At 43.6% G+C, this 25,492-nt stretch carries 20 protein-coding genes; 5 read left to right on the top strand and 15 right to left on the bottom strand.

The genetic code is table 11. The features are described 5' to 3' along the window. Positions 1-97 precede the first annotated feature (97 nt). The 5 genes from ACP7AE_RS06615 to sdhC all read right to left on the bottom strand — a co-directional run bounded on the left by ACP7AE_RS06615 (position 98) and on the right by sdhC (position 7,932). Positions 98-2,980, bottom strand: a complete 2,883-nt coding sequence (locus ACP7AE_RS06615) for a 2-oxoglutarate dehydrogenase E1 component (protein WP_426242082.1) — start codon at positions 2,978-2,980, stop codon at positions 98-100. Between the two features lie 922 nt (positions 2,981-3,902). Further along, positions 3,903-4,613 (bottom strand): succinate dehydrogenase iron-sulfur subunit, encoded by a 711-nt coding sequence (locus ACP7AE_RS06610; protein ID WP_055123743.1) that lies wholly within the window; start codon positions 4,611-4,613, stop codon positions 3,903-3,905. Positions 4,614-4,824: 211 nt separating this feature from the next. Then, positions 4,825-6,675 carry a succinate dehydrogenase flavoprotein subunit gene (gene sdhA, locus ACP7AE_RS06605; protein WP_055123666.1) on the bottom strand — a complete coding sequence of 617 codons (1,851 nt, stop codon included), beginning with the start codon at positions 6,673-6,675 and terminating at the stop codon, positions 4,825-4,827. A 463-nt stretch (positions 6,676-7,138) separates the two neighbouring features. Further along, positions 7,139-7,525: a succinate dehydrogenase, hydrophobic membrane anchor protein gene (sdhD, locus tag ACP7AE_RS06600; RefSeq protein WP_227500963.1), complete on the bottom strand. Its 387-nt coding sequence runs from the start codon at positions 7,523-7,525 to the stop codon at positions 7,139-7,141. A gap of 20 nt (positions 7,526-7,545) precedes the next feature. Then, the gene (gene sdhC, locus ACP7AE_RS06595; protein ID WP_201501781.1) at positions 7,546-7,932 is read right to left on the bottom strand and encodes a succinate dehydrogenase, cytochrome b556 subunit; all 387 of its coding nucleotides are present in this window, start codon (positions 7,930-7,932) and stop codon (positions 7,546-7,548) included. A 1,029-nt stretch (positions 7,933-8,961) separates the two neighbouring features. Here sdhC and gltA point away from each other — a divergent pair. Then, positions 8,962-10,242: a citrate synthase gene (gene gltA, locus ACP7AE_RS06590; protein WP_045455400.1), complete on the top strand. Its 1,281-nt coding sequence runs from the start codon at positions 8,962-8,964 to the stop codon at positions 10,240-10,242. Between the two features lie 172 nt (positions 10,243-10,414). Here gltA and ACP7AE_RS06585 read toward each other — a convergent pair whose 3' ends face one another. Together ACP7AE_RS06585 and ACP7AE_RS06580 are read right to left on the bottom strand one after the other, a co-directional pair. After that, positions 10,415-11,365 (bottom strand): hypothetical protein, encoded by a 951-nt coding sequence (locus ACP7AE_RS06585; protein ID WP_426242080.1) that lies wholly within the window; start codon positions 11,363-11,365, stop codon positions 10,415-10,417. Between the two features lie 72 nt (positions 11,366-11,437). Beyond that, on the bottom strand, positions 11,438-11,944 hold the full coding sequence (locus tag ACP7AE_RS06580) for a hypothetical protein (protein WP_045443744.1): 507 nt from the start codon (positions 11,942-11,944) through the stop codon (positions 11,438-11,440). Between the two features lie 430 nt (positions 11,945-12,374). Between ACP7AE_RS06580 and ACP7AE_RS06575 the strand changes: the two genes are divergently transcribed. Together ACP7AE_RS06575 and ribBA are read left to right on the top strand one after the other, a co-directional pair. Continuing rightward, positions 12,375-13,664: a replication-associated recombination protein A gene (locus ACP7AE_RS06575; protein WP_426242078.1), complete on the top strand. Its 1,290-nt coding sequence runs from the start codon at positions 12,375-12,377 to the stop codon at positions 13,662-13,664. A 325-nt stretch (positions 13,665-13,989) separates the two neighbouring features. Next, positions 13,990-15,102, top strand: a complete 1,113-nt coding sequence (gene ribBA, locus ACP7AE_RS06570; protein ID WP_055123670.1) for a bifunctional 3,4-dihydroxy-2-butanone-4-phosphate synthase/GTP cyclohydrolase II — start codon at positions 13,990-13,992, stop codon at positions 15,100-15,102. Between the two features lie 158 nt (positions 15,103-15,260). Here the strand turns inward: ribBA and ACP7AE_RS06565 are convergent, their stop codons facing one another. The 6 genes from ACP7AE_RS06565 to ACP7AE_RS06540 form a co-directional block, all read right to left on the bottom strand. Continuing rightward, positions 15,261-15,749 carry an acyl-CoA thioesterase gene (locus ACP7AE_RS06565; RefSeq protein ID WP_060490199.1) on the bottom strand — a complete coding sequence of 163 codons (489 nt, stop codon included), beginning with the start codon at positions 15,747-15,749 and terminating at the stop codon, positions 15,261-15,263. A 58-nt stretch (positions 15,750-15,807) separates the two neighbouring features. Beyond that, entirely contained in the window at positions 15,808-16,785 is a 978-nt protein-coding gene (locus ACP7AE_RS06560) for a hypothetical protein (protein ID WP_426242076.1), read from the bottom strand. Positions 16,786-16,886: 101 nt separating this feature from the next. Then, positions 16,887-17,870 (bottom strand): uroporphyrinogen-III synthase, encoded by a 984-nt coding sequence (locus ACP7AE_RS06555; protein WP_426242074.1) that lies wholly within the window; start codon positions 17,868-17,870, stop codon positions 16,887-16,889. Between the two features lie 98 nt (positions 17,871-17,968). Next, complete coding sequence (gene hemC / locus ACP7AE_RS06550) at positions 17,969-19,003, bottom strand: hydroxymethylbilane synthase (protein WP_055123673.1); 1,035 nt, start codon at positions 19,001-19,003, stop codon at positions 17,969-17,971. A 217-nt stretch (positions 19,004-19,220) separates the two neighbouring features. Further along, positions 19,221-19,958, bottom strand: coding sequence for a LytR/AlgR family response regulator transcription factor (locus tag ACP7AE_RS06545; protein ID WP_426242072.1), 738 nt, complete (start codon positions 19,956-19,958; stop codon positions 19,221-19,223). A 303-nt stretch (positions 19,959-20,261) separates the two neighbouring features. Continuing rightward, the gene (locus ACP7AE_RS06540) at positions 20,262-21,413 is read right to left on the bottom strand and encodes a sensor histidine kinase (protein ID WP_426242070.1); all 1,152 of its coding nucleotides are present in this window, start codon (positions 21,411-21,413) and stop codon (positions 20,262-20,264) included. Between the two features lie 125 nt (positions 21,414-21,538). Here ACP7AE_RS06540 and argH point away from each other — a divergent pair, with 125 nt between their 5' ends. Both argH and ACP7AE_RS06530 read left to right on the top strand, forming a co-directional pair. Further along, a complete protein-coding gene (argH, locus tag ACP7AE_RS06535) occupies positions 21,539-22,912 on the top strand; it encodes an argininosuccinate lyase (RefSeq protein WP_198330504.1) in 1,374 nt (457 codons plus the stop codon). Positions 22,913-23,218: 306 nt separating this feature from the next. Beyond that, on the top strand, positions 23,219-23,509 hold the full coding sequence (locus ACP7AE_RS06530; protein WP_060490196.1) for an oxidative damage protection protein: 291 nt from the start codon (positions 23,219-23,221) through the stop codon (positions 23,507-23,509). 88 nt (positions 23,510-23,597) lie between these two features. Here the strand turns inward: ACP7AE_RS06530 and phoU are convergent, their stop codons facing one another. Both phoU and pstB read right to left on the bottom strand, forming a co-directional pair. Further along, positions 23,598-24,404: a phosphate signaling complex protein PhoU gene (gene phoU, locus ACP7AE_RS06525; protein ID WP_426242068.1), complete on the bottom strand. Its 807-nt coding sequence runs from the start codon at positions 24,402-24,404 to the stop codon at positions 23,598-23,600. A gap of 119 nt (positions 24,405-24,523) precedes the next feature. Further along, positions 24,524-25,450 (bottom strand): phosphate ABC transporter ATP-binding protein PstB, encoded by a 927-nt coding sequence (gene pstB, locus ACP7AE_RS06520; protein WP_201539498.1) that lies wholly within the window; start codon positions 25,448-25,450, stop codon positions 24,524-24,526. Between the last annotated feature and the right edge of the window lie 42 nt (positions 25,451-25,492).

The raw sequence follows: 25,492 nt of genomic DNA, 5'->3' as shown, positions 1-25,492 counted from the left end.
CAGTGACATCTTGCATAGCGATCTTAGATAATACTATCTAGATTTTATTACAACATACTGACTGTTATCGCCTGATTCATTTATCTTCAATAATCTGTTACTTAGCCAACTCATCGACACTGATACCAAGACCACCAGCGATCAACGCTTGCTGCTGCTGAGCATGCAGTTTTGGTGATCCTGTTGCAGGTGCTGCACTCGCAGGACGCGCCACTGGCTCCATGACTTTCGCCTTGGTTGGGTGTGGTACGACGATACGGAACATATGCGGTGCTAAATAATACCAAGCGCCTTGGTTCAGCGGCTCTTCTTGCGTCCAAACGATCTCAGCCAAGTTGCTGTATTTTTCAATCTCAGCCATCAAACGCTGCTCTGGTAATGGGTAGAGCTGCTCAATACGAACAATAGCGACATGATCTAGACCTAATGCGCGGCGCTGCTCAAGCAAGTCGTAATAAACTTTACCACCACAAAGCACCATACGAGTGACTTTGTCTGCATTTTGGTTGTCCATCTCTGGCAATACCGTTTCAAACTTACCATTCGCCAGCTCTTCAAGATTTGAAGTGGCTAGCTTATGACGTAGTAAACTCTTCGGTGACATGACAATCAATGGCTTGCGAATTGGGCGAACTGCTTGACGACGTAGCGCATGATAGATCTGCGCAGGTGTCGTTGGCGTTATTACTTGCATATTGTCTTCAGCACATAGCTGTAAGAAACGCTCAAGACGAGCAGATGAATGCTCAGGACCTTGACCTTCAAAACCATGTGGTAATAACATAGTTAGACCACAAACGCGCTGCCACTTGGTCTCACCACTTGAGATAAACTGGTCAATCACCACCTGCGCGCCGTTGACGAAGTCACCAAACTGTGCTTCCCAAACGATCAAGGCATTTGGTACTGTCGTTGCATAACCATATTCAAAGGCTAATACCGCTTCTTCTGATAACAATGAGTTATAAGTGGCAAAGCGGGCTTGAGTGTCACTCATATGAGCCAATGGCACATACATACTGCCATCATTGATATTATAGATTTCGCTATGACGATGTGAGAAAGTACCGCGACCCACATCTTCACCAGTAATGCGTACCAATACTTTATCGTTATCGACTAGTGATGCGTATGCCAACGTTTCAGCTGCACCCCAGTTCAATGGCTCTTCGCCTGTCTGCATGGCCAAGCGCTGCTCAACCACTTTTTGGACTTGGCGTTGTAACTTATAGCCTTCTGGCATTTCCGCCATACGACGTCCATACCCTTTTAGAATCTCGATGTCGACACTGGTATCCCAATCATCCACCAAATCGTGACCTAAATAAGGTTTCCAATCGACGAACAACTCTTCGTTAGGCTCATTAACCAATGAGTTTGCAACATAGTCACCACGGTCTAAAGACTCACGATAGTCATCTTCATACTGCTTTTCTTCTTCAGCATTCAAAATACCATCTTCGATGAGTTTTTGTGCATAAATCGTACGAGTCGTTGGTAGCTTCTTGATAACTGCATACATGAGTGGCTGAGTCGCTGACGGCTCATCGGCTTCATTATGACCATTACGGCGATAGCAGAACAGATCGATAATGATGTCTTTATCAAACTCGTGACGGTAATCTAATGCTAACTGCGCGGCAAATACGACCGACTCAGGATCATCACCGTTCACATGTAGGATAGGTGCATGTACCATTTTTGCAACGTCAGTACAGTACTCAGTCGAACGCACGTCTTCTTGACGGCTGGTCGTGAAACCGACTTGGTTATTGATCACAATATGTACAGTACCACCAGTGGTATAAGCACGGGTTTGTGACATTTGGAACGTTTCTTGAACCACACCTTGACCAGCAAACGCAGCATCACCATGAATAACGATTGGCAATACTGAATTACCGCCTTTATTGTCTAAAAGTGGCTGATCGTTGCGACGCACCTGACGGGCACGTACAGAGCCTTGCAATACCGGTGCGACAATCTCAAGATGTGATGGGTTAAATGCCAAAGCCAAATGCGCTTCACCGCCTGGCGTCATCACATTCGATGAAAAACCATTATGGTATTTAACGTCACCTGAGCCTTTTTCTGGCTGTACTTTACCATCAAACTCGTCAAACAAGTCTGCAGGGTTTTTACCTAAGATATTGACCAGTAGGTTTAGGCGTCCACGGTGAGCCATACCAATGACCATCTCTTTAGTGCCATAACCGCCTGCACGTTGGATGATTTCATTGATAGCAGGGATAAAGCTTTCGCCGCCCTCTAGTCCGAAACGCTTAACGCCCGTATATTTACGTGCTAAGTATTTTTCTAGACCTTCAGCTGCTGTGAGGCGCTCAAGAATAGATAAGCGCTTTTCTTTATCAAACTTGATGTAACCTAAGTTGGTTTCTAGATACTTTTCCATCCAGCGTTTTTCAGTACTGGTGGTAACGTGCATGTATTCAGTACCAATGTAACGGCAGTAAACACGTTCCATAATTTCGATGATTTCACGTAAAGGCGCTTCGTCTTTACCGATATTTAAATCATTGGTAGGAAATACTGTATCAAGATCAGCTTCTGAAAGATTATGATAAGCAAGGGTCAAATCTTCCACTTCTGCACGTGGATGTAGATTTAACGGATCAAGCTTGGCGCGGCGATGACCACGGCGACGGTAAGCTGAAATTAGCTGCTGTACACCCATTTGTTTAGGGTTTGCACAGTCGGCTAAGCCTGCATTTGCATCAGACGCTTGAGTGCTGGCTTTGTTGGCAGTTTGGTTGCGAGCAAGCAACAAAAACTGTTCCTTAATAGCGTTATGCTGTGCATCGTTTGGCGATTTGTATTGTTCAAAATACGTTTGCCAATCGGTATCAACGCTATCAGGGTCGTTTAGGTACTGCTCATAAAGAGCTTCTATATAGCTGGCGTTGTCAGCAGCCAGTTCTGTATGTCCTAGGCTCGCGGCTTCTTTAGTTATACTATTCATAATAATCGTCTATTTGATAGATAAATGAATGGAATCGTGCTTATTATTGTGTAATCTGTTGTATGTGAGACATCTAAATACTTAATGCTGTAAAAACTCAATCGTATTCTGTTCAGTACTGATTTATGAACCACACTTATTACTATAAAAGAAAGGTACGCTTGTCTGTGCTTTTGCTTATGACAGACAGTGATGCTAAATAGTGATAATAAGTGCCATTACAATACCTATATTAAAAATATAATTATTTGTGAACGTCCAGTTTTGTTATCTGACTCGTCTCACAACATTAATTTATATATACTGAAGTTAGTCATAACCAATTCATCAAAGATAAACGATCGATGAATTATTGACGCCTTCAGCTGGCCTATTATTTGGCTATCCTCGCTGGAACGTCTGGTTATTCCCAAGCTATCATTACTTTTATGGCAAACATACGTTGCTGTATAGAGTAGCATGACAGCGTTTCGCGCCATAGTTTGTTTGTTCAATACTAACTATTTAGGTAATGAATATCTACTATCATTTTGAATGCATTATTCCAGTCTATTATTTGTTTTGAATACTTATTTATTAGTAAGTTAAACATTAATGACTAATAGTGGTTCGTCAAAACAACTAATTATTAAAATAATGCGCTATTCTAACATTTAACGTGGTGAATATCTCTGGCTGAATACTTTTTTCTAACACCAATTATATAGATTGCTGACGTATATATCATGCCTTCTTACATACAACCAACGTATTGATAGCCAAGCCTTACCTTTAACTATGTAGAATAATCGTCTCTGTAAGCCCTATCTGACACTGAAAAAATTAAATAATCTCAGATATATTGCTCATAAAAAACACCACCTAATGATTAGGTGGTGTTTTTCGTACGCTATCTGCAAAAAAACCAGACAATTATAAACGATTAACCTGCTTGGTCAATGAGCATATTACGTAAATGACCAATTGCTTTGGTTGGGTTCAAGCCTTTTGGACATACTGATACACAGTTCATGATACCGCGGCAACGGAATAGGCTAAATGGATCATCTAAGCGCGCCAAACGTGCTTGCGTATCACCATCACGGCTATCAGCCACGAAGCGATAAGCATGCAGTAGTGCTGATGGACCTAAGAATTTATCAGGGTTCCACCAGAACGATGGGCAGCTGGTTGAACAGCATGCACATAGAATACATTCGTACAAACCGTTTAGCTTTTCGCGTTGTTCAGGTGACTGCAAACGCTCAGTTGGCGGCGCTGGCTGGTCATTGATCAAGTACGGATGTACTTTCTCATATTGCTCATAGAATTGGTTCATATCAACAACCAAATCGCGAACAACAGGTAGACCTGGTAATGGACGAACCGTGACTTTTTCTGGCAGAGTGTTCATGTTAATGAGACACGCTAGACCATTTTTGCCATTGATGTTCATGCCATCAGAGCCACAAATACCTTCACGGCAAGAGCGACGGAAGGTCAGTGTTTCGTCTTCCTTTTTTAGGCGTAATAACACGTCAAGCAACATACGATCTGAGTCTAGCAACTCAATCGTATACGTTTGCATGCGCGGCGCTGCGTCCAGATCAGGATCGTAGCGATAGATTTCGATGGTGCGAGTACCTCGGCTCATAATGCTAAACTCCACACGTAGGTGATGGCGGGCATACAAAGGTTGCAACATATCAGCGCTATTGATTAGCCCATATTGACAGTAATTATCAAATATCAACTAATCATATTGTCACGCTGGCATGAGCATGTAGCTGGCGGTCACCTTTTAATAAATGAATAAAAAATAAAACGTTTACGCTGTTCGTATCGCTAAATTGCGCAGTCTAAAATTAATAGACGCGAACTTTTGGTTCGATGTAATCAACCGTTAGTGGTACTTTACGAACTGGCTTATAAATGATGCGATTGCCTTCAGAATACCATAAGGTATGCTTCATCCACTCGTGGTCGTTACGGCCATTTGGTGCGTAATCATCATCTTCTGGACGGTCATAATCAGACACACTATGAGCACCGCGGCTTTCGTGACGCATTGCCGCTGATACCATCGTCGCTTTGGCCACTTCATACAAGTTAGCCACTTCGAATGCTTCAATGCGCGCTGTGTTAAATACTTGTGATTTATCGGCCAAATGGATTTTTTCAATCTTGTCACCAAGCGCTAAAATCTTCTCAACGCCTTCGTCCATCATCGCTTGCGTACGGAACACACTCGCATGCGCTTGCATGGTTGCACGAATCTCATCAGCCACGTCTTGGGCATTGTAGCCTTCAGTCGACTGTTGCAGCTTGTCTAAACGACCGACCGTATAATCTAGCACGCGTGGATCTAGAGGCTTATAGTTATGATCGGCATGATGGAATTCATCAACGATATGCTTACCAGCAGCACGACCAAATACCAATAGATCAAGCAAAGAGTTGGTACCTAAGCGGTTGGCACCGTGAACACTGACACAAGCACATTCGCCGATAGCATAAAGACCTTTAACCACGTTGCCTTTTGCATATAGACCGTCTTCATCCGTACCTGCTTCTAGATCAGGCTTAATGACTTGACCATGAATAGTGGTTGGAATACCGCCCATCATATAGTGAATAGTTGGAATAACTGGAATTGGCTCTTTGGTGATATCAACGTTAGCGAAGTTTTTACCAATCTCAAATACCGATGGCAAACGCTTCATGATGGTTTCTACACCCAAATGGGTCATATCCATTACGATATGGTCAGCGTTTGGACCACAGCCGCGACCTTCTTTGATTTCTTGATCCATAGAACGAGAAACCAAATCACGTGGTGCCAAGTCTTTTACGGTTGGCGCATAACGCTCCATGAATGCTTCGCCATCTTTGTTACGTAAGATAGCGCCTTCACCGCGGCAACCTTCAGTTAACAGTACGCCTGCACCGTGGACACCTGTTGGGTGGAACTGCCAAAACTCCATATCTTGTAATGGAATACCAGCACGAACTGCCATGCCAATACCGTCACCAGTATTGATATAAGCGTTAGTAGAAGCAGCAAAGATACGACCTGCACCACCTGTCGCTAGGACAGTAATTGGTGATTGGAATACAGCAACCGTACCTGTCTCTTGTTCAAGCGCGATAACACCGTTGATATTACCCGCTTCGTCTTTGATCAAATCAAGCGCAATCCACTCGATAAAGAACTCAGTGCCTTGCTGCAAATTCTTCTGATATAACGTATGTAATAGCGCATGACCCGTACGGTCAGCTGCAGCACACGCACGTTGTACGGCTTTTTCGCCATAGTTTGAGGTATGACCACCGAACGGACGCTGATAAATCGTGCCGTCTTCGTTACGGTCAAACGGCATGCCCATGTGCTCAAGCTCATAGACGACTTTAGGCGCTTCACGGCACATGTATTCAATCGCGTCTTGGTCACCCAACCAATCTGACCCTTTAACGGTGTCATAAAAGTGAAAATGCCAGTTATCGTTGCTCATGTTGCCCAAACTTGCGCCGATACCGCCCTGAGCCGCAACCGTGTGCGAACGGGTTGGGAATACTTTGGTCAAAACGGCAACTTTCATGCCCGCTTCTGCCAAATGTAGTGAAGCACGCATACCTGAGCCACCGCCACCAACGATGACTGCATCGTAGTTTAGCGTCTTAATATTACTAATGGTATTATCTTGTCTAGTTGCCATTACGGTTTTCCTAATGCCTATTAATGCTTAGAAGTAAATAAAAAGGCTGTCTCAAAATCATCCTATTGCTGGACAAAACACTTTATTGTCTTGCCACTATTTGCAATTATAAAAGTAGATGACGCTCACAACCTTTAACCACCTAATTTGCATATCTATCGTTATATTGGGTTCGCTCACTGACTAAACCATAGCGCACCTATTATATAAGTGACTGACTAAGTCAATGATGTCCAACGCTATGATTGGCTATGACTATTTTTGGCTACTAACGGATGACTTTGATATTTGCTAGTCACGTCCGTTATTGTTTATAGATAAATCAAGTTGCAGATAAATAAATATTATCAATACATAGTCTGTTCAATATAATATGGATACAAGGAGGGCATGTCACCAGAACTACAAATAGTAGACTAGGCGAGTCTGACACCGTATCCAGATTATAGGGGATTGGCTATCGTTAAACAGCAACCACACCGAAACCAGTACCCCAAAAAATCATAATACCCCAAAATAGAAACACTAAAATAGCGATAATCATCAATGACTGTAGCACTAAGCGTAGACCTGCTGCGCTTGAGCCCAATTTGCCCGTGGTAATATAGTCAGTGAAAACCGTCCACATACCAACCCAAGCATGACCAGCTAGGGCAAGTACCGCCACCAAGCTAAATAGACGCATAGGTAAACTGGTCATAAATGATGACCATTCAAGATAAGTAACATCGCCGTGCGTCAAAAAGAAGCCCAGCAATACCACACTATAAACGGCTAAAACGACAGCGCTAATACGCTGGATAATCCAATCGCGTGAGCCTGAACCTGTCAGACCAGTCGCACTTTTGATTCCTGAATCATTTTTTATCATTAGAACATCACCCATACAAATGACGCGACAATTAGAATCGCTGCAATCACAAAACTAACCATAGACGCGGTGCGGCCAGATTTTAGCTCTTCGTTCATGCCCATATCAGCGAATAAGTGCTTAATGCCCATCACAAAGTGATAAGCAATCGCAGCAACAAATATCCATGCTAAGAAGCGCACAAGTACATTGTCAAATACGGTTGCAAAGCTCTCAGCCGAAGCCAATGAGTTCTGTAGTAACCACAGCATGACAGGAATCAATAAAAATAAAATAATGCCAGAGATACGATGCAAGATAGAGGCGATCGCAATCGGTGAGCGATTAACGCTAATCACTTGGCTTAAAGGCAGATCAATAGGTCGGTTGCTTTTCACAGCGGGCATCCTTTTTGCGGTTATACTCCTGTATCTGCTATCAACGCTTGATATCACTGATGTCGATTAAGCATTGAGCAACACACGAGACGAATAAAGTAAGGAAGAGCTAGCTGACTTCGTTTAGTTTGCGCTAAATATGAAGAAAGGATCGTGGGGTTCAAGGTATTGATAAACTGTTTAATATCGCTCGTCAAATCGACAGGTCTATAAAACAACCCGTCTATTATACAACAAAGAAAATAAACATGAGTAAGATCGATTAACTAGTCTATTTTTACTGGTCATATCAATAAAAACAACGCTACTCCGTCATCGATATCAATACAGCCCTTTTACTAATGACTTAAAAATAGAACAGTTAACAAAAGCATTCAAACCATGGATTACAGATATTGTCTATCAAAACGCTAGTGCGTCGTTGCTCTTGTGCTACTCAGCCATAACCGAGTATGAATAGAAAAACGACACTACATCATGACCACTTATCAATTCGCACAAAGCGAGTGCCAGTTAAGTTCCTACAATTATAAAATGACTGGGCGATAATTACAAATTTATCCCCTAAGTAGTAAAAGGCAAACGCTGGGTTAACAAATAAATAGACAGCGGTCATACGTATTTGCCAAAATTGCTCAATTTTGAGGAAATTTACGCCAAACTCAATTCGTCTACTACGCATACTCTGTCTGTTTTTAACCCGAATATTAATAAAACCTGCTACATTATTATCGTAAAATTCTTTAAAAATTATGCGGATAATGTAGCTGTACTTACTGTCATAAAAACAAGCTTTCTAAGCAAAATAACCAATCAGACATATTTTGATACAAAAATTACAGTGAATAAACACGACTAAACCGTGCCAATTGGTGCTATTGATGGTAAAAGTCTTTTCAAATCATAAGTAATTACTGCTAATATACCCTGCGTATTAAATGAGTTAAATGCATTTTTATGATTTGACTAACGATAGACCGAGGGTATGCGTCTGTCGTAATTTTATTCTAACAAGCTAAAACCAATGGAGAGCAATTTATGGCTGACACTAATGCCAAACTAACCGTCAATGGTAAAGAATACGAGTTTCCTATTATCGAAGGTACTTTAGGGCGTCCAGTTCTAGATATTGCTGCTCTACAAGAATCAGGATTTTGGTCTTATGACCCTGGTTTTAAAGTGACCGCCCCTGTTGAATCAAAGATTACTTATATTGATGGTGGTAAGGGTGAGCTACTACACCGCGGCTACCCTATCGATCAATTGGCAAACAATGCTGAATATTTAGAAGTGGCTTATGCCTTGATTCATGGCGATTTGCCGAACGCTGAGCAAAAAGCAGATTTCTTTGAAAAAATCCGTAAGCATACGGGTGTTCATGATCAATTGCGCAAGTTCTTTGAAGGCTTCCGCCGTGACGCGCATCCAATGGCCATTATGGTTGGTGTCGTTGGTGCTTTATCCGCGTTTTATCATGAAGCATTAGATGTCAGTAACGAAGAGCATCGTGAAATCACGGCTATCCGTCTAATCGCTAAAATGCCAACGCTTGCTGCGATGAGTTATAAATACTCGCAAGGCGAACCGTTCATGTATCCACGCAATGACTTTAGCTATGCTGAAAACTTCTTATACATGATGTTTGCCACGCCTGCTGATGTTGATTATAAAACCAATGACGTCATCACTCGTGCCATGGACAAAATCTTTACTTTGCATGCTGACCACGAGCAAAACGCGTCAACGTCTACGGTACGTCTAGCTGGTTCTACTGGCGCCAACCCTTATGCGTGTATCGCTGCTGGTATCGCCGCCCTTTGGGGACCATCACATGGCGGCGCGAACGAAGCCGTGCTTGAGATGTTAGATGAGATCGGTTCAGTTGAAAATGTGCCTGAATTCATGGAAAAAGTGAAGAGCCGTGAAGTGAAACTCATGGGCTTTGGTCATCGCGTTTATAAAAACTTTGATCCACGCGCACAAGTGATGAAAGAAACTTGTGACGAAGTATTAGGCGCATTGGGCATCAATGATCCTAAGCTTGAGCTTGCCATGGCACTTGAGAAAATCGCTTTAGAAGACCCGTTCTTCGTTGAGCGTAACTTGTATCCAAACGTTGATTTTTACTCGGGTATTATCCTTAAAGCCATCGGTATCCCAACGTCAATGTTTACCGTAATCTTCTCATTGGCTCGTACTTCTGGTTGGATCAGCCATTGGTTAGAGATGCACAGCACACCGTTCAAAATCGGTCGTCCACGTCAGTTATACACTGGTGAAACGCATCGCGACTTCGTTAAAGTTGAAGACCGTAAATAGTCACTTATATTTTAGTTTTTAGAACTATAAAAAATCCCGCCATCGTGCGGGATTTTTTATAGTTCTTTTTTTATGGTTCTTACCGTCTCATTTGATACGGTTAGCCACATTACATTTTATAGAAACCCTATTCGTTACTGAATGAATAACTGGTTGAGTGCCAGAATTGCGGCTACTGGAATTCTTTTAGTGTTTGCTCATATTTGGCAATTTGCTCATCATAACCTTTAATGGTGTCATTGAACTTAGTCATAAGCATCTCAAACTCTTTTTGTTGATTCAGTTTCATCTGCTGCATATCAATCACTTGCTGAGCTTCTATCTGCTCCCAAACCTGATGCTGAATAATCAAACGCGCTAATGCTGGGCTCTTGGCACTGAGCCTACCGGCAATTTCTGCATGCTCAAATAACTGCGGAGCCAATGTCGCGATATTGATTAACGTATCAACATCTTCTGCGCTAAGAGGCGTCGTCACAGGCTGATAAAGCGCTTCCATCGCTTGCTGGTAGCTTTCGATGATTTGATCTTCTGTTAGCATAATAGGCTTACGTGGCTCAAGGCTAATGCGCTTTAACACCGTTAAATCACGCTCGCCAACTTCCGTACTGGTATTGATATCAGCCTCAGCGGGGATATCCACTTCATCATCTGTGGTGTCAGCAGATAGTGAGCTGCTATCAGTTGTATCGCTGTTATTCTTCATCACGTTATTAGTATTAATATCGCTAGCAGCAGTATCATCATTTATCAGCAATGAATCCTCACTATCTGAGCTATCAGCGGCTTGTAATGATTCATACTCTGCTTGTAAACGACGCTGTAGCCTTTGTGCTTGCGCGACATAGATAGGCTGAAACTGCTTTATACGGGTAGCAGCAGAATCACTTGGGCGCATAGGCTGACTGTCTTCAATGCTCGTTTTTTCAACGCTCTGACTGTCTTCTGGCGCAGGTTGAGTCTCTGCTTGCTGCTGACAACCACTTAACATCAATACGCCGCTGAGTGTTGCCGCAAACAAGGTTGACGAGTGCTGTAAAAGGGTGTTTTTTTGATTGATAGAATCATCAACCACATCTTTATTCATTTTATAATTGAGCTTTTTTGGCAAAAATTTAAACATAAGGGTACGTGTCCTTGTTAATGCAAAATAATAAAAACCAAAGTCGTCATGGCAATCCATTGCCAATGGATATCACTTCATATTGTCGTCAGACTTTACGATTAAAAATGGAATACAAGTTTCTAATGCTTGACAGTCTTGCCCACGCTGACGACGAATAAAATAATCCTGAACCATACGCGCCTGCTGTTCGATACCGTAGTTAAAGAAGGATTTACCTGTCTTGAGCACATAATCATAACGGCGATCAATAAGTGCACCGCGCACCACTTTTAAGCCTTGCTGTAATTGCCATACATGGGTCAATTCATGTATCAGCCAACTTTTTTTACTCAATGAAGCATCGCTAAAATCTATTATCCAATCTGCTGGGTTAAAATAAATATTGCCATTAGGACTAACCGCATAATGTTTCAACACCCACCAAGCAGTCTTGAGCTGAACCTCATCGAGATTGATACTGTCGCCAAATACTGAACGCGCCAGCGCTATCTCACCTGTAGTAAGCAAACGTGATTGCTGCTTGGCACTGCGATATAAGTAGCGAGCGAACAAGCGCTGCAATATCGGCGGAGACATCATGACAGTAATACCTTATGCCTAATGGATGGATGATCACAAATGATAGGTCGTAAATCGCGCGTGATATCTGCGATCTATCAATGCTGTTGAACCGTTAATAGGGATAAAAGCATAAAAATCAAAGTATTTGGGACATAAGCTGTACACTTGATTGACTTTTATTAACGTAAATCTGCGTTAGCCTATCGTGTATGACACATACCAAGACACATACTAAATAGCATCTTTATAAATTAGCCTACTTTTACTACTCATGTCTAATATTCATTAGTGCGAAAATCATGCCAAACAGACAGATATGGTCTTTTTCCATAGCAATGATGAATGTAACCTAGGATGTAGTCATTTAGATGCAGCGATAAAAACCCATTAATCACTGTCGTTATGAACTAATTGATAGCTGTTTAAATTGATAATAGAGATTTCTATGCCGCCTAATTTTCATGCCGATACACCCCTTGCCCAGCGTATGCGCCCAACGACACTTGATGCAATCATTGGTCAAGAACATCTACTGGCGGCAGATGCGCCCTTGCGGCGTTTGGTCGAACAAGGGCATCTGCCATCGATTATTTTGCATGGTGAAGCTGGCATCGGCAAAACGACTATTGCCATGCTGTTGGCTGATGCTGTTGGCAGACCTTTTCATGCCTTGTCTGCCTTAAATACTGGGGTCAAACAGCTGCGAGAAGTGTTAGACAATAAGGACTCATTAGCATTTGAATCGCCAGTGGTTTTTATCGATGAGATACACCGCTTTAACAAGGCTCAGCAGGATGCCTTACTGGGCGCGGTCGAATCTGGTGATATTACCTTGATTGGTGCGACAACTGAAAACCCTTCTTTTAGTGTCAATAATGCCCTGCTATCACGTTGCCAAGTATATCGTTTAGAGCCACTGACGCCTGAGCAAATCAGTGCGGTATTGCAAAGGGCAATTTCAGAAGATTCAGTGCTGAAAAATTTGACGGTTGATTTACAAGCACAAGACACTATCAGCCAACTGGCGCATGGTGATGCGAGGAAGGCGCTAAATTTATTAGAGCTGGCTATTCAAACGGCGGACACTAAGCAATCACCGCTCGTCATTAACGATGAATTGGTCGCTCGTGTCGCTCAGACCGCGTTGGTACGCTATGACAAAGATGGCGAGCAGCATTACGATATTATCTCGGCGATGATCAAGTCCGTACGTGGCTCAGACCCTGATGCTGCGCTTTATTGGATGGCGCGGATGTTAGTTGGCGGTGAGCCTGCTGATTTTATCGCGCGGCGCTTGGTCATCTTGGCCAGTGAAGATATCGGTAATGCCAACCCTAATGCTTTACTCCTTGCCGATGCAGCATTGCGCAGTGTGCAATCAATTGGTATGCCAGAAGCGCGTATTATCTTGGGGCAAGTAGTGGTTTATCTGGCGACCAGTGCCAAAAGTAACAGCACTTATAAAGCCATCAATACGGCGATGGCGTTGGCAGAAAAAGATGCCTCTCCAGTACCGCTACACCTACGTAATGGCGTGACTAAACTGATGCGTAATCAAGGCTATGGTCAAGGTTACGCCTATCCACACGATTATCCCAATCACTATTATCCGCAAAGCTATTTGCCAGACAATTTAGTTGGTAGCAGCTTTTATGAATTTGCCGACAACCAGCGCGAGCAACATAGCAAACAGTTTATGGATTGGCTAAAAAGCCAAGCAGCCAGTAATGACTGATGGCTCGCAATATAGGTTAGCCCATTGCTTACTATCTCATTGAATACATGAATCGTCGTGACCATTAGTAATACTTATCACTATATTTGACAGACTGGCCCATATAGTTTCGAGATGAAGCAGCACAGTGGGCTGAAAAGCGTTAAAATGTCCTCATATTGATATATAAGCAATGATTCCATAATGTCTACGGTGGATCAATTTGATCCGATGCAATTTGCCTAACCGCAACAGCGCCCTGTAGCATCTACTGCTACAATAGACAGACAATGCTTTATATTCCCCATCACACCTATCTATAAATAATAAAATATTGAGACTTACTATGAGTTTAAATACGATTCCTGAGATTATCGAAGACATTCGTGCTGGCAAGATGGTCATCTTGATGGATGATGAAGACCGTGAAAATGAAGGTGATATCATTATGGCAGCCACCCATGTGCGCCCTGAAGATATTAACTTTATGATTACTCATGCACGTGGTTTGGTCTGCTTGACCTTGTCACAAGCACGTTGCCAACAGTTGGCGTTGCCGCTGATGTCTGATCGTAACGAAGCAAAATTTAGCACCAACTTTACGGTTTCTATCGAAGCCGCTGAAGGCGTTACAACGGGTATCTCTGCTGCTGATCGCGCTCGTACAATTCAAGCCGCGGTTTCTTCTTCGGCAAAACCTGAAGACATCGTCCAACCTGGACATATCTTCCCAATCATGGCTCAAAATGGTGGCGTCTTGCACCGCGCTGGGCATACCGAAGCTGGTTGTGATTTAGCACGCCTAGCAGGGCTTGAGCCCGCAGCAGTGATTGTCGAAATCATCAATGCTGATGGTACGATGGCGCGCCGTGATGACCTTGAGATATTTGCCGAAGAGCATGGCATCAAGATGGGTACAATTGCTGACCTCATCAACTACCGCATCGCGAACGAGCAAACGGTAGAAGAAATTGAGTCGCGTCCTTTTGAAACGGAATACGGCACCTTTACGCTACATCGCTTCCGCGAATTTGGCGCTGATGAAACGCATTTGGCTTTGGTAAAAGGCGATGTGAGCGAAGGCGTCAGCACCGTCCGTGTTCATGGTTTTCACCCATTACGCGACTTGTTTGCTGCCAAAAATGATATGACGGGTCGTAGTGGCTGGAGCGTACGCTCAGCACTGGAAGAAATCAGTAATTCAGATCGCGGCGTATTAGTTTGGATTGGTAGCAACCAGCCAATAGATTTAGGAGAGGCGTTAGACAAAGCGGCAGACAATGAATCGCAATCGACCATTACCCAGCAGCCGTATCGCAGCATTGGTGTTGGCGCACAGATTTTGCGTCATTTAGGCGTTCGTGATATGCGTTTATTATCATCACCCATGAAGTTTTACGCATTATCAGGCTTTGACTTGAACGTCATCGATTTCGTACATGCGCCAAAGCAAGATTAATGTTTGACTGTTTGACTGTTTGACTGTTTGACTGTTTGACTGTTTGACTGTTTGACTGTTTGACTGTTTGACTGGCTAATTCGATATCAGTCACATAGCAAAAGGGCACGCTAACGTAACGTTAGCGTGCCCTTTTTTCACTTATTTAATATTCAGTGCTAAAGCTTCGGTATATGACCAACTTTCGCTTCTAATGCCAATAGCCGAGCGCGCTCTTCCTCTGTCCAAGCTAACTTACGCTTTCCCTCACTATCGAGACGTACCACGACTGCCTCAGCCGTCGCGACGATGGCCGCTTGCGCGGTGCTATAATAGCTGTATTCCATCACGATACTCGTATTACCCAAGCGCTGACAGCGCACTCCTAATAGCAAAGTATCAGGATAAGTCACTGGGCGTAAATACTGGCAACTTGATTGTGCCAATACCGTCACCATACTGCCATCAAACATACCTAGCGCCTGCAAATAGCCAATTCGTGCTGATTCAGCGTAACGGTAATAAATCACATTATTTAAATGGTTAAACGCATCCATCTCGCCCCAGTGAATGGGCTGATGATGAATAATGGGATAATGAGACAATTCGTCAGGATGATTATCTGCGATATTAGAGGCTACATGTGCTGCTTGATTCAAACTGTCCATAACGTCATTTCTCTTATTTTTATATTCATAAATCTATCAATCAACATCCACTGAACCACTAACGCTGAGATTTATCCAAAATCTGAGTGGTCAACAATGGCGTTGGTTTCGGTGCATTGGCAATCAATTTATCTAACCAATCTATGACTTCTCCGATATTTGTCGGAGAGGATCTGGTTTGTAGGTTCTTGTCGGTAGAGGTTTGTTTTTTGCCTACGGACGCATCATTAGAGGCGTTTTCAGTATTAGTCATGGCTGCCTTTGGCGCTGACTCTTGAGGAATAGCAGACTTCGGCACCAAGGTTTGTAGTTGATTTCGTGCTTGACGCAGATAACCAACCAGCTGCTCTTGTTCGCGCATATTACTGGCTTGACTGGCCAGATTTAAGGTCATAATCACTTCGTGAATGGTCAGTTGTTTGCGCGAGAGGCTCATATTATTATCAGCGCTATTGTGCGGTGTCGCCTCACTACTCACACGCTCATAGCTGTGCAAAAACTCTTGAATATTTTGGATGGCGAGGTTTTGTAGCTGCCAAGGACTGGGCTGAGTGCTGCTCGCCTGCAAACGTTCGATGTCTTTCATCAAGCTTTGTTTGATCACAACCGTTAGCGCTGGAGCAATCTCATTGCTGCTTTGCGAAAGCTGCCAGTGTAGACCACGCAACAAATCAATCGCTGCACTGTCGTTATTGTCTGCCAACAATCTATCAGCGGCTTGTATCTGAATACGCAATAAATCTAACTGGTTTTGCGCTTGGCTACTGGCGGCAGATCGAGGCTCTGGCAGCGTCTGCTGACTCATCGCAAATAGACGGTCATCCATCTCATTCAGACGGCTGACGACTTGCTCGTTGCTTTGCAAACGCTCATTAACACTATGTTGGAAACGCTGTTGGCTGATGTAGAGCCACAATAGGGCCGCGATAAGCAACAAGATAACCAGCCACTGCAGGCGCAACAAAAACACATTTGCTTGTCGGCGCTGCTGAGTAGCAGAAGGTTCCTGAGATAACGATTCAGAATTGATTGACATAAGGCAGCACCGTTATTTTGGCTAAAACAGGTTTAAAGCAAATAAATAGAAAGTGAAACATAATAGATAAGGACAGATCATCGGTTGGTACATTTATACATTTAACAGGCTTTAGCATGGATAGCAGCAAGAATGGTTTCTGGCGCCAAATCTTCCACACGCCAATAGCTTAACTGCTGATCAGCGACCATATTGGCTAAACGCTCACCCAACACCACATAAGAAAAATCTGACAATTTATAGGGCAAAATAGCGGGGTTTTCTCTGGCTGTTTCTTGCTTTAATGCCTTTTCTGCCACAGCCCGAACGATGCTTTCCCAATGCTCAAAGGCTGTACCGCTACTGACCACAACGATTGGCTTTGGTTGACTAGCTGATGTATCTTGCATACCATTGCGAGCTAAAAACCCTTGTAGCCACTGCTCATATTGAGTCATCGCATCGACTGGCATTATGCGCTCATACCAAGCAATGCTATCGATATGCACACCGCGTGCCAGCAACGTATCGACCAATAGTCGCCTACCACCCAATCCGCGCCACACGAGCAACTTGTCACCTGCTTGCAAACGCTCAATCTCAGGCATCGCTAGCATACCTTCGTTATTGGCAATGTGAGGCTGAAGCACTTGGTAATTCGTTGCCTCGATTTTGGCACTATTTAATACCGACGCGGTCGCTTCACCCACGGCAATCAAGTAGCTCGGCGCTTGCAGAGCATTAATTGCTATATCTTTTCGCTCATTATTATTATCATCGTCATGGTTTTGAGCTTGACGCTCATCTTCAAGCGCTTGCCAAACAGCCAGTCCTGAAGCGGCCGCCGTTGGGCTAACGATCACAAGCGCCTTATAATCGCCTGCTAGCCACTGGCGCATCAGCGTCATGTCTTGCTCAGACGTTGGGCGCGATTGTAACGTCAACATTGGTATCTCTACCACCGTCAGCCCTGCTGCTTGTAGATGATCCGTCAATGCAGCGGCACGCTCTACTGGGCGAGTATTGATGACTACTTGCGTGAGTGATGACTCATTATTTGATTGACTGTTATCAATAAGCTGGGCGTGATTTAATGTTGATGACATAGACGTACCATGACAAAAGACTGATAGAATTGGCTTAACGATAGCCCTAGCATCAATAATACTGGGGCTATGACTAAGATAATCAAAATACTGGCCTGTTATTCAGGATGATAAATCGCGGATAAGATATCACCCGCGCCATCGGCAAGCAGTATATTGGCAACATCAATACCAAGCTGATTAGCCTGTACTTCTTGCTCGGCTTGTGTGCCGATCAAGGTGACGCGTTTTTCTGCTTTTAGCAGCTCGCTGCCATCCGCTTGACCGACGCGGCCACGTAGCCATAACACATTGCCGTTGTCGTTATTGCCATTGTCACCGTTATCATCATTGTTGCTGCTCGTTTCATCCGCCATTTGTAACACGGCATAAGCGGCGATCGGTACTTGGCAGCCACCCTCTAAGTGACGGTTTAGCGCGCGCTCAGCAATGAGACGGATACGAGCTTTATCATCATTCAGTGGTGCCAGTAATTTTAGCACCTCATCATCACCTTCACGGCATTCGATCGCTAAGGCGCCTTGACCAACCGCAGGCAGGCAGGCATTGATATCAAGCTCGCCGCGTATGCGCTCATCCAGCTCGATACGCTGCAAACCACTGGTCGCTAAAATAATCGCATCATACTCGCCAGCATCTAGCTTGCCCAAACGTGTACCGACGTTACCGCGTAAGGTTTTGATTTGTAGGTCTGGGCGATAGGCTTTAAGCTGACACTGACGACGCAAACTTGACGTGCCAACGACTGCCCCTTGCGGCAATTCATCAATACTATTATAGGTGTTAGACACAAAAGCATCAGTCGGTGAGGCGCGTTTGCAATAGACGCCCAGCATCAAGCCTTCTGGAAGCTGCATCGGTACGTCTTTTAATGAATGTACCGCGATGTCCGCTTGTTTGTCATATAGTGCTTGCTCAAGCTCTTTGACAAACAAACCTTTACCACCAATTTTAGCCAAAGGTGTGTCCAAAATCTTGTCACCCTTAGTGACAATTTTTAGCAAGTTAATCGTCAATTCAGGATACAAATCTAGTAGACGAGCACGGATATGCTCAGCTTGCCATAGTGCTAAAGGGCTCTGACGCGTGGCGATATTCAAGGTAGTCAAAGCAGTTTGCTGCGGATTGCTCATAAAGGGCCTCAATAAATTCGATACTGTTCACGTCAGTACTATGCAGGTCAGTATTAGACAATACTGCAAATTTTCCACAAAAAATGGGCGATATAAACCATATATAGTCAATGCTGACGCAAAAAAATACCCCTATTTAAGCATAAATAAGGGTTTGATGATATGGGATGATTATTTCACGGTTATTTTGCTGTTATTTCACAATGGAAACAGCTGTTTACATGCTTTGAATCTTGTCACGTAATGCAGGTAAGTGACGACGGCTAACCGCAAGTGTCTCATCAATGCCTTTAAAGCGTATTTGATATTGTCCTGCATCCAACGTTTCTAAAAAGTCCAAAAAACTAAGATTGATGATGGCATTACGGTGCACCCGAAACAGCCGATCCTCAAATTCTTGTTCAAGCTCTTTTAGCGTCTCATCAATCAGGACAATGCCATCTTTGTGACGGACTTTGACGTACTTTTGATCGGCGGTAAAATAATAGATATCTTTGAGCTTGATGAGCTCAACGCCTCGGTGAGTACGAGCAGCGATATGCTCACGTACTGGACGCGCTGTTGGGTCTTCGAGTTTACGAATCTCATTTAACTGCGCCGCGTTCAAATTTTTCGCTTTATCTAGTGCTTCTAGTAACTCGTCTTTATTGGCAGGCTTTAATAAATAACCAATCGCATTGGCTTTTAGCGCGGCAATGGCATAATGATCATAAGCGGTGACAAATATAATGGCTGGCGGATGCTCAAGCTTGGCAAGCTCTTGAGCACAGCGCGCCCCATCCATCTCAGGCATACGAATATCTAATAATATGATGTCTGGCTGCTGAGTTTTGACAGCGATAATGGCTTCTGCACCCGTGGTTGCTTGAGCAACGACTTGATGACCTGACTCCTGTACAATTCTAACCAAACGCTCACGTGCTAGTGGCTCATCATCACAAACTACGATACGCATGCAAACTCCAATCCCAGGATAAACTTAGTATTTTTTTCAATGGCCTTACCAACATATTAGCACTCATTACCAATCACTTAGCATAAAAATCTTTAATTATTTCATGAAACAATAACTGGCTATATTGACGTTAATAGCCTTGTGCATTGAGTTTTATTGCGATGCATTTATCGATAGTAATTTTTATGGGGAATCATGGCTAAATATAAAGTAAAACAGCCCATTAGCTATAAATATGGTGCAATAAGTATGCCATACCTATTTCTTGAGAAATAAAATACAAAATTAAGCCAAAAAAAACGGTCATAAACTAACATCTTGCAGCGGATAGTCGATGACAGTAATAATTCGACTACTGGTAACGCTACTTTTAATATCCGCACTTTGACCGAAATAAGCCCGTAAACGTTCCGCTTGAATATAAAAGTTCATGTGCTGACGTAAATCATGGTTAATAATCATGGTTTTTTTCGGCAGCGCGACACCAATCGTAATCACAACCCGATGCTGCTGCCAAGTGACTCTAATATTGATATAAATGGTTTCAGTGGTCATCTCCACCACATTCAGCAGCATTTTTTCTAGCACGCTCTGTAAGGTCAAGGCGGTAATCACCATGTCATACATGACATCTTCGTCAGGCAATTGCCAACTCACTTCAAGCTTATCCGCTAAGCGGCTAGACTCAATCGCTAGATAGTGCTCACAAAGAGCAATTTCTTCTTCAAAGCTAATCTCTCGTGCCCCATTGAAACTAGCACGGAATAAGGCAGAAACGTGCTGTAATAAAGCGGAAGCTCTTGCTGGATTGGACTCTATCAGTGACACAAGGGTATTAATGGTATTAAAGAAAAAATGCGGGGCAATTCGTGATTTGATCACATCGTTTTGTGCACTCAATTTCTGCTCAAACGATTGTTTGAGCGCATTCGTCTCACGATAACGGCGTAAAAAATACAGTAAGAACACTAAGGTAAAGCCACCACTAATCACCGCATCAAACAATATATTTAGAATAAAAGTTTGACGATCATATTCAAACCAACCAACATTAATCATTACCAGCATGACTAAAATCATGGATATGGTAGATGCCACCATGAGTAAGGCAAGCACATACATGCTGGCTTTAGGTATGCTCATGCCCTTAAAAATGGGGCGCAAATAATCAATGAGGTATAAGGAAGGAATAATACTCAAGGTGTTTTGCAGGACTCTGCTAAACAGCTGAATCAAAAAATCTGACCACGTAGCAATATCATAGCGATTTATTACCGTGACAAATAGTGACCAAAAAAAGATATAAATGAACCACTGCCAAGGCTTCATGACTTCCATGAGCTTGGGAATAAAAAACTCTAAGCGCTCCGCTAGTAAGGCAACCTCATCCTTTGCTATACTTGAGCTCTTATTCTGCTGACTTGTCTTGTACCGATATGAACGCCAATTCTTCAAAACCTAGTAGTCCCGAATCAAATGTAAACCCATCTGTCTCTGATTCTAGCACAGATGCTCCGATAACAAATAACGCTGCACAAAACAACCCTGTAAGCAGTCCTTCAAACAGCCAAGGCCAGCAGATGTGGGGCGGACGCTTCAGTGAAGCGACGGACAGCTTTGTCGCTGCCTTCACCGCCTCTGTTGGCTTTGACCAACGCTTTGCGCGTCACGATATTCAAGGCTCAATCGCCCACGCGACCATGCTTAAAGAATGTGACATTTTGACCGCTGACGAAGTAGCCACCATTATTGATGGTCTGCATCAGGTACTGCGCGAGATTGAGGCTGGCGAGTTTAACTGGTCAATCGCGCTAGAAGACGTGCACATGAATGTTGAGTCGCGCTTGACTGACATCATCGGCGCTGTTGGTAAGAAACTGCATACGGGTCGTAGCCGTAACGATCAGGTTGCCACTGATATTCGTCTTTGGCTACGCGAAGAGACAGATAATATCATTGCCTTATTAGTACGCTTGCAAAGTGGTTTGCTTGATTTGGCTGAGCAGCATACTGACACTATTATGCCCGGCTTTACGCATTTACAAACGGCGCAGCCAGTGAGCTTTGGTCATCACGTCATGGCGTGGTTTGAGATGTTATATCGCGATACCGAACGTCTGGTCGATGCGCGCCGCCGTATTAATCAAATGCCGCTTGGTAGTGCTGCCCTTGCTGGCACGACATTCCCCATCGATCGTACCATTACTGCTGAATTACTGGGTTTCGAAGGTATTTGCCAAAACTCGCTTGATGCCGTCTCAGATCGTGACTTTGCGATTGAGTTCACCTCAGCCGCGTCTATCCTTATGATGCATATGTCACGGATGAGCGAAGAGATTATCCTATGGATGTCAGCGCAGTTTAACTTTGTGCAAATCCCTGATCGCTTCTGTACTGGCTCATCCATCATGCCGCAAAAGAAGAATCCTGATGTGCCAGAATTGGTTCGCGGTAAAGCAGCACGTGTTTTTGGCCAATTGATGACACTCCTTAGCCTGATGAAAAGCCAGCCTCTTGCTTATAATAAAGACAACCAAGAAGACAAAGAGCCGTTGTTTGATTGCGTCGATACGCTTACCGGCTGTTTATTGGCTTTTGCTGATATGCTACCGAATATCACTCCAAATAAAGAAAACATGCGCGCCGCTACGATGAAAGGCTATGCGACTGCGACTGACCTTGCAGATTATTTGGTACGCCAAGGCGTGGCGTTCCGTGATGCTCATGAAGTGGTGGGTAATGCGGTTGCTTTGGGTATCAAAGAAGGTGTTGATTTGAGCGATTTGTCATTGGCGCAGCTACAGCAATTTAGCGATGCAATCGGTGATGATGTCTTTGAATATTTAACGTTAGAAGGCTCATTAGCAGCCCGTGACCACTTAGGTGGTACAGCGCCAAATCAAGTTAAGCAAGCCGTTGCTCGCGGTCGTAGCCGTTTAGAGGTATTTGCGTAAAAGCGCATTGTTGACCTGACAGCTTCTACCATAAAAAACACCCGCCCCTGCTGCGGGTGTTTTTGATACCATGATGAGGTAAAGTAAATTCAGCTAATAATATTTAAGTCACTTATGCTGAATAAGTGCTAACTAATACCATTCACAGAAATTAGAGTAGCAAGGAAAACGAGTCAAAGTACTACGCCTTGTAGGCTAAGCGAGTTTGACACAGCTAATCTTACTTTTTGGGTTTGGTATAACTATTCTCATGAGTGATTCAATAACATATTTTTATCATAACCAAACCATAATAAGGAACGCCTTATGACTGAGACTTTTAATCCGCAAGCCAATACGGTATTTTGCCGTAAATATCAGCAAGAATTGCCCAAAATGCCGCACCCCCCTTTTCCTAATAAAAAAGGTCAGGAGCTACAAGAAACGGTCTCTGAAAAAGCATGGAAAGAATGGCTTGAACAGCAAACGATGCTGATTAACGAAAACCATCTAAGCATGTTAGATCCTGCTGCCAAAAAATTCCTCACCGAACAACGAGATAAATTTTTAGATAATGAAGATTATGAGCGTGCACAAGGTTGGACGCCAGAGAGCTAATTGTTTTTATTATTGCCACAATATAAAAAATGCGCTATTTAATATAGCGCGTCTTTTTGGATGTAAAATTAACGATGAACTGTTTTTTTTAGCCCTCATCACCGTTTGAGTCTACAACATCCGTGGCTAACTTGATGGCAGGTTTAGTGGCAGACAGGGTACTGACTTGGCGCGCCGCCATACGGTCATTGGCTTCTTGCACCGCTTTTTCGACCAGCGCATAGTCGGAATGACGCACATCTTGCCCACTAATATAGTTAATCACCAGTTCTGCAATATTTTGTGCATGATCGCCCACCCGCTCAAGCGCGCGCAATACCCACATAATATTGATGACTTTTGAGACGTGCCGTGAATCTTCCATAATATAGGTCATCAAAGCACGGATGGCTGACTGATACTCATCATTGACTATGCTATCGTTACGCATGACCTCAAACGCTTGCTCAGCATTCGATTGGCTAAATGCCTCTAGCGCATTGTGCAGCATCAAACGAACCTGATTGCTGAGGTGTTGCACTTCCGCATAACCGTATGACAGTTTACCTTGTGCCGCAATTTTTTTGGCCATCTGAGCAATTTTGACGGCTTCATCACCGATGCGTTCTAAATCAACCACGCCTTTACTGATGGACATGACCAAGCGTAAATCGCTGGCGGCAGGCTGACGTTTGGCGACCAATAGCAAGATGTGTTCATCCAACTCGACTTCCATTCGATTGATATCAAAGTCCATATCAATCACCTCTTGCGCCAGTGTCTCATTTTTATCGATAAGCGCATGGATCGCTTTCGCCACTTGGTTGGCCGCGCTATCACCCATGTATAGAAATAGACGGATAGCTTCATCAAGATCTTGGTCAAAACTTTTGGAGATATGCTTATCGCTTTGCATAAGAGGTATTCCCTAAAATCCATATTTTGGTAGCGCGGTGTGGCTGTTGAGTCGAACAGATTGGCTCACGATATCTTATTGAACGTATCGAGCACGTCGTCCTTGCTCAGACCGCGATGTTAGCCATAACGACCCGTAATATAGTCTTCTGTGGCGGTTTGGGCAGGCTTGGTAAATATCTGGTCGGTCTCGCCCATCTCAATCATATCGCCTAAGTACATATAGACGGTGTAATCTGACACCCGTGCAGCCTGTTGCATGTTATGCGTAACAATGGCAATGGTGTAATCCTGTTTTAAGTCTTCAATCAAATCTTCAATCGCGCCGGTCGAGATAGGGTCAAGCGCTGATGTCGGCTCATCAAGCAATAACACTTCAGGCTTGGTCGCGACGCTACGCGCAATACACAAGCGTTGCTGCTGTCCGCCTGATAACGAAAGCCCTGACGCTTTTAATTTGTCTTTCACTTCTGGCCATAGTGCGGACTTTTTAAGTGCCCACTCTACCCGATTGTCCAGCTCAGCCTTGCTTAACTTTTCATAAAGGCGTACCCCAAAGGCGACATTGTCATAGATTGACATCGGGAACGGTGTTGGCTTCTGAAAGACCATCCCAACTTGCGCGCGTAGCAAATTCACATCGACGTCTTTGCCCAAGATATTTTGACCATCAAGGTTAATATTGCCTTCTGCCCGCATGCCTGGATATAAATCGTACATACGGTTGAAGGTACGCAACAGCGTCGATTTGCCGCAACCTGAAGGACCAATGAAAGCAGTGACTTTTTTATCAGGAATATCGATATTGATATTTTTTAGCGCCTGAAAGTCACCATAATAAAAATTCAGATCCCGAATTTGCATTTTTGCTGCAGGCATGTTTTTGGGAATATCATGAAGCGTTTGTTTGGTTAGGCTGGCAATATCTGGCTGCTCCATTTGTGCTGCCGTCGACATCGGTCTATTTAATAAACTGTCTGTTGTTGGATTAAATTTATCTGCCACATTGAATTTATCGACAGGCTTTTTTGTACGGATTTTGCTCATGACGTCATTCATAATATGTTCCAACCCAGCTCAATGAATATA

This window comes from Psychrobacter sp. TWP2-1-2 (genome assembly GCF_049896785.1).
Taxonomy (GTDB): domain Bacteria; phylum Pseudomonadota; class Gammaproteobacteria; order Pseudomonadales; family Moraxellaceae; genus Psychrobacter.
The sequence above is the reverse complement of the archived record's forward strand: the minus strand, read 5'-3'. Positions and strand labels throughout refer to the sequence as shown.

Bases quoted from the DNA above. Each gene is read 5' to 3' on its own strand.
- ACP7AE_RS06615 (WP_426242082.1), bottom strand. From the start codon at position 2,980: ATGAATAGTATAACTAAAGAAGCCGCGAGCCTAGGACATACAGAACTG.
- ACP7AE_RS06610 (WP_055123743.1), bottom strand. From the start codon at position 4,613: ATGAGCCGAGGTACTCGCACCATCGAAATCTATCGCTACGATCCTGAT.
- sdhA (WP_055123666.1), bottom strand. From the start codon at position 6,675: ATGGCAACTAGACAAGATAATACCATTAGTAATATTAAGACGCTAAAC.
- sdhC (WP_201501781.1), bottom strand. From the start codon at position 7,932: ATGCCCGCTGTGAAAAGCAACCGACCTATTGATCTGCCTTTAAGCCAA.
- gltA (WP_045455400.1), top strand. From the start codon at position 8,962: ATGGCTGACACTAATGCCAAACTAACCGTCAATGGTAAAGAATACGAG.
- ACP7AE_RS06585 (WP_426242080.1), bottom strand. From the start codon at position 11,365: ATGTTTAAATTTTTGCCAAAAAAGCTCAATTATAAAATGAATAAAGAT.
- ACP7AE_RS06580 (WP_045443744.1), bottom strand. From the start codon at position 11,944: ATGTCTCCGCCGATATTGCAGCGCTTGTTCGCTCGCTACTTATATCGC.
- ACP7AE_RS06575 (WP_426242078.1), top strand. From the start codon at position 12,375: ATGCCGCCTAATTTTCATGCCGATACACCCCTTGCCCAGCGTATGCGC.
- ribBA (WP_055123670.1), top strand. From the start codon at position 13,990: ATGAGTTTAAATACGATTCCTGAGATTATCGAAGACATTCGTGCTGGC.
- ACP7AE_RS06565 (WP_060490199.1), bottom strand. From the start codon at position 15,749: ATGGACAGTTTGAATCAAGCAGCACATGTAGCCTCTAATATCGCAGAT.
- ACP7AE_RS06560 (WP_426242076.1), bottom strand. From the start codon at position 16,785: ATGTCAATCAATTCTGAATCGTTATCTCAGGAACCTTCTGCTACTCAG.
- ACP7AE_RS06555 (WP_426242074.1), bottom strand. From the start codon at position 17,870: ATGTCATCAACATTAAATCACGCCCAGCTTATTGATAACAGTCAATCA.
- hemC (WP_055123673.1), bottom strand. From the start codon at position 19,003: ATGAGCAATCCGCAGCAAACTGCTTTGACTACCTTGAATATCGCCACG.
- ACP7AE_RS06545 (WP_426242072.1), bottom strand. From the start codon at position 19,958: ATGCGTATCGTAGTTTGTGATGATGAGCCACTAGCACGTGAGCGTTTG.
- argH (WP_198330504.1), top strand. From the start codon at position 21,539: ATGTGGGGCGGACGCTTCAGTGAAGCGACGGACAGCTTTGTCGCTGCC.
- ACP7AE_RS06530 (WP_060490196.1), top strand. From the start codon at position 23,219: ATGACTGAGACTTTTAATCCGCAAGCCAATACGGTATTTTGCCGTAAA.
- phoU (WP_426242068.1), bottom strand. From the start codon at position 24,404: ATGCAAAGCGATAAGCATATCTCCAAAAGTTTTGACCAAGATCTTGAT.
- pstB (WP_201539498.1), bottom strand. From the start codon at position 25,450: ATGAGCAAAATCCGTACAAAAAAGCCTGTCGATAAATTCAATGTGGCA.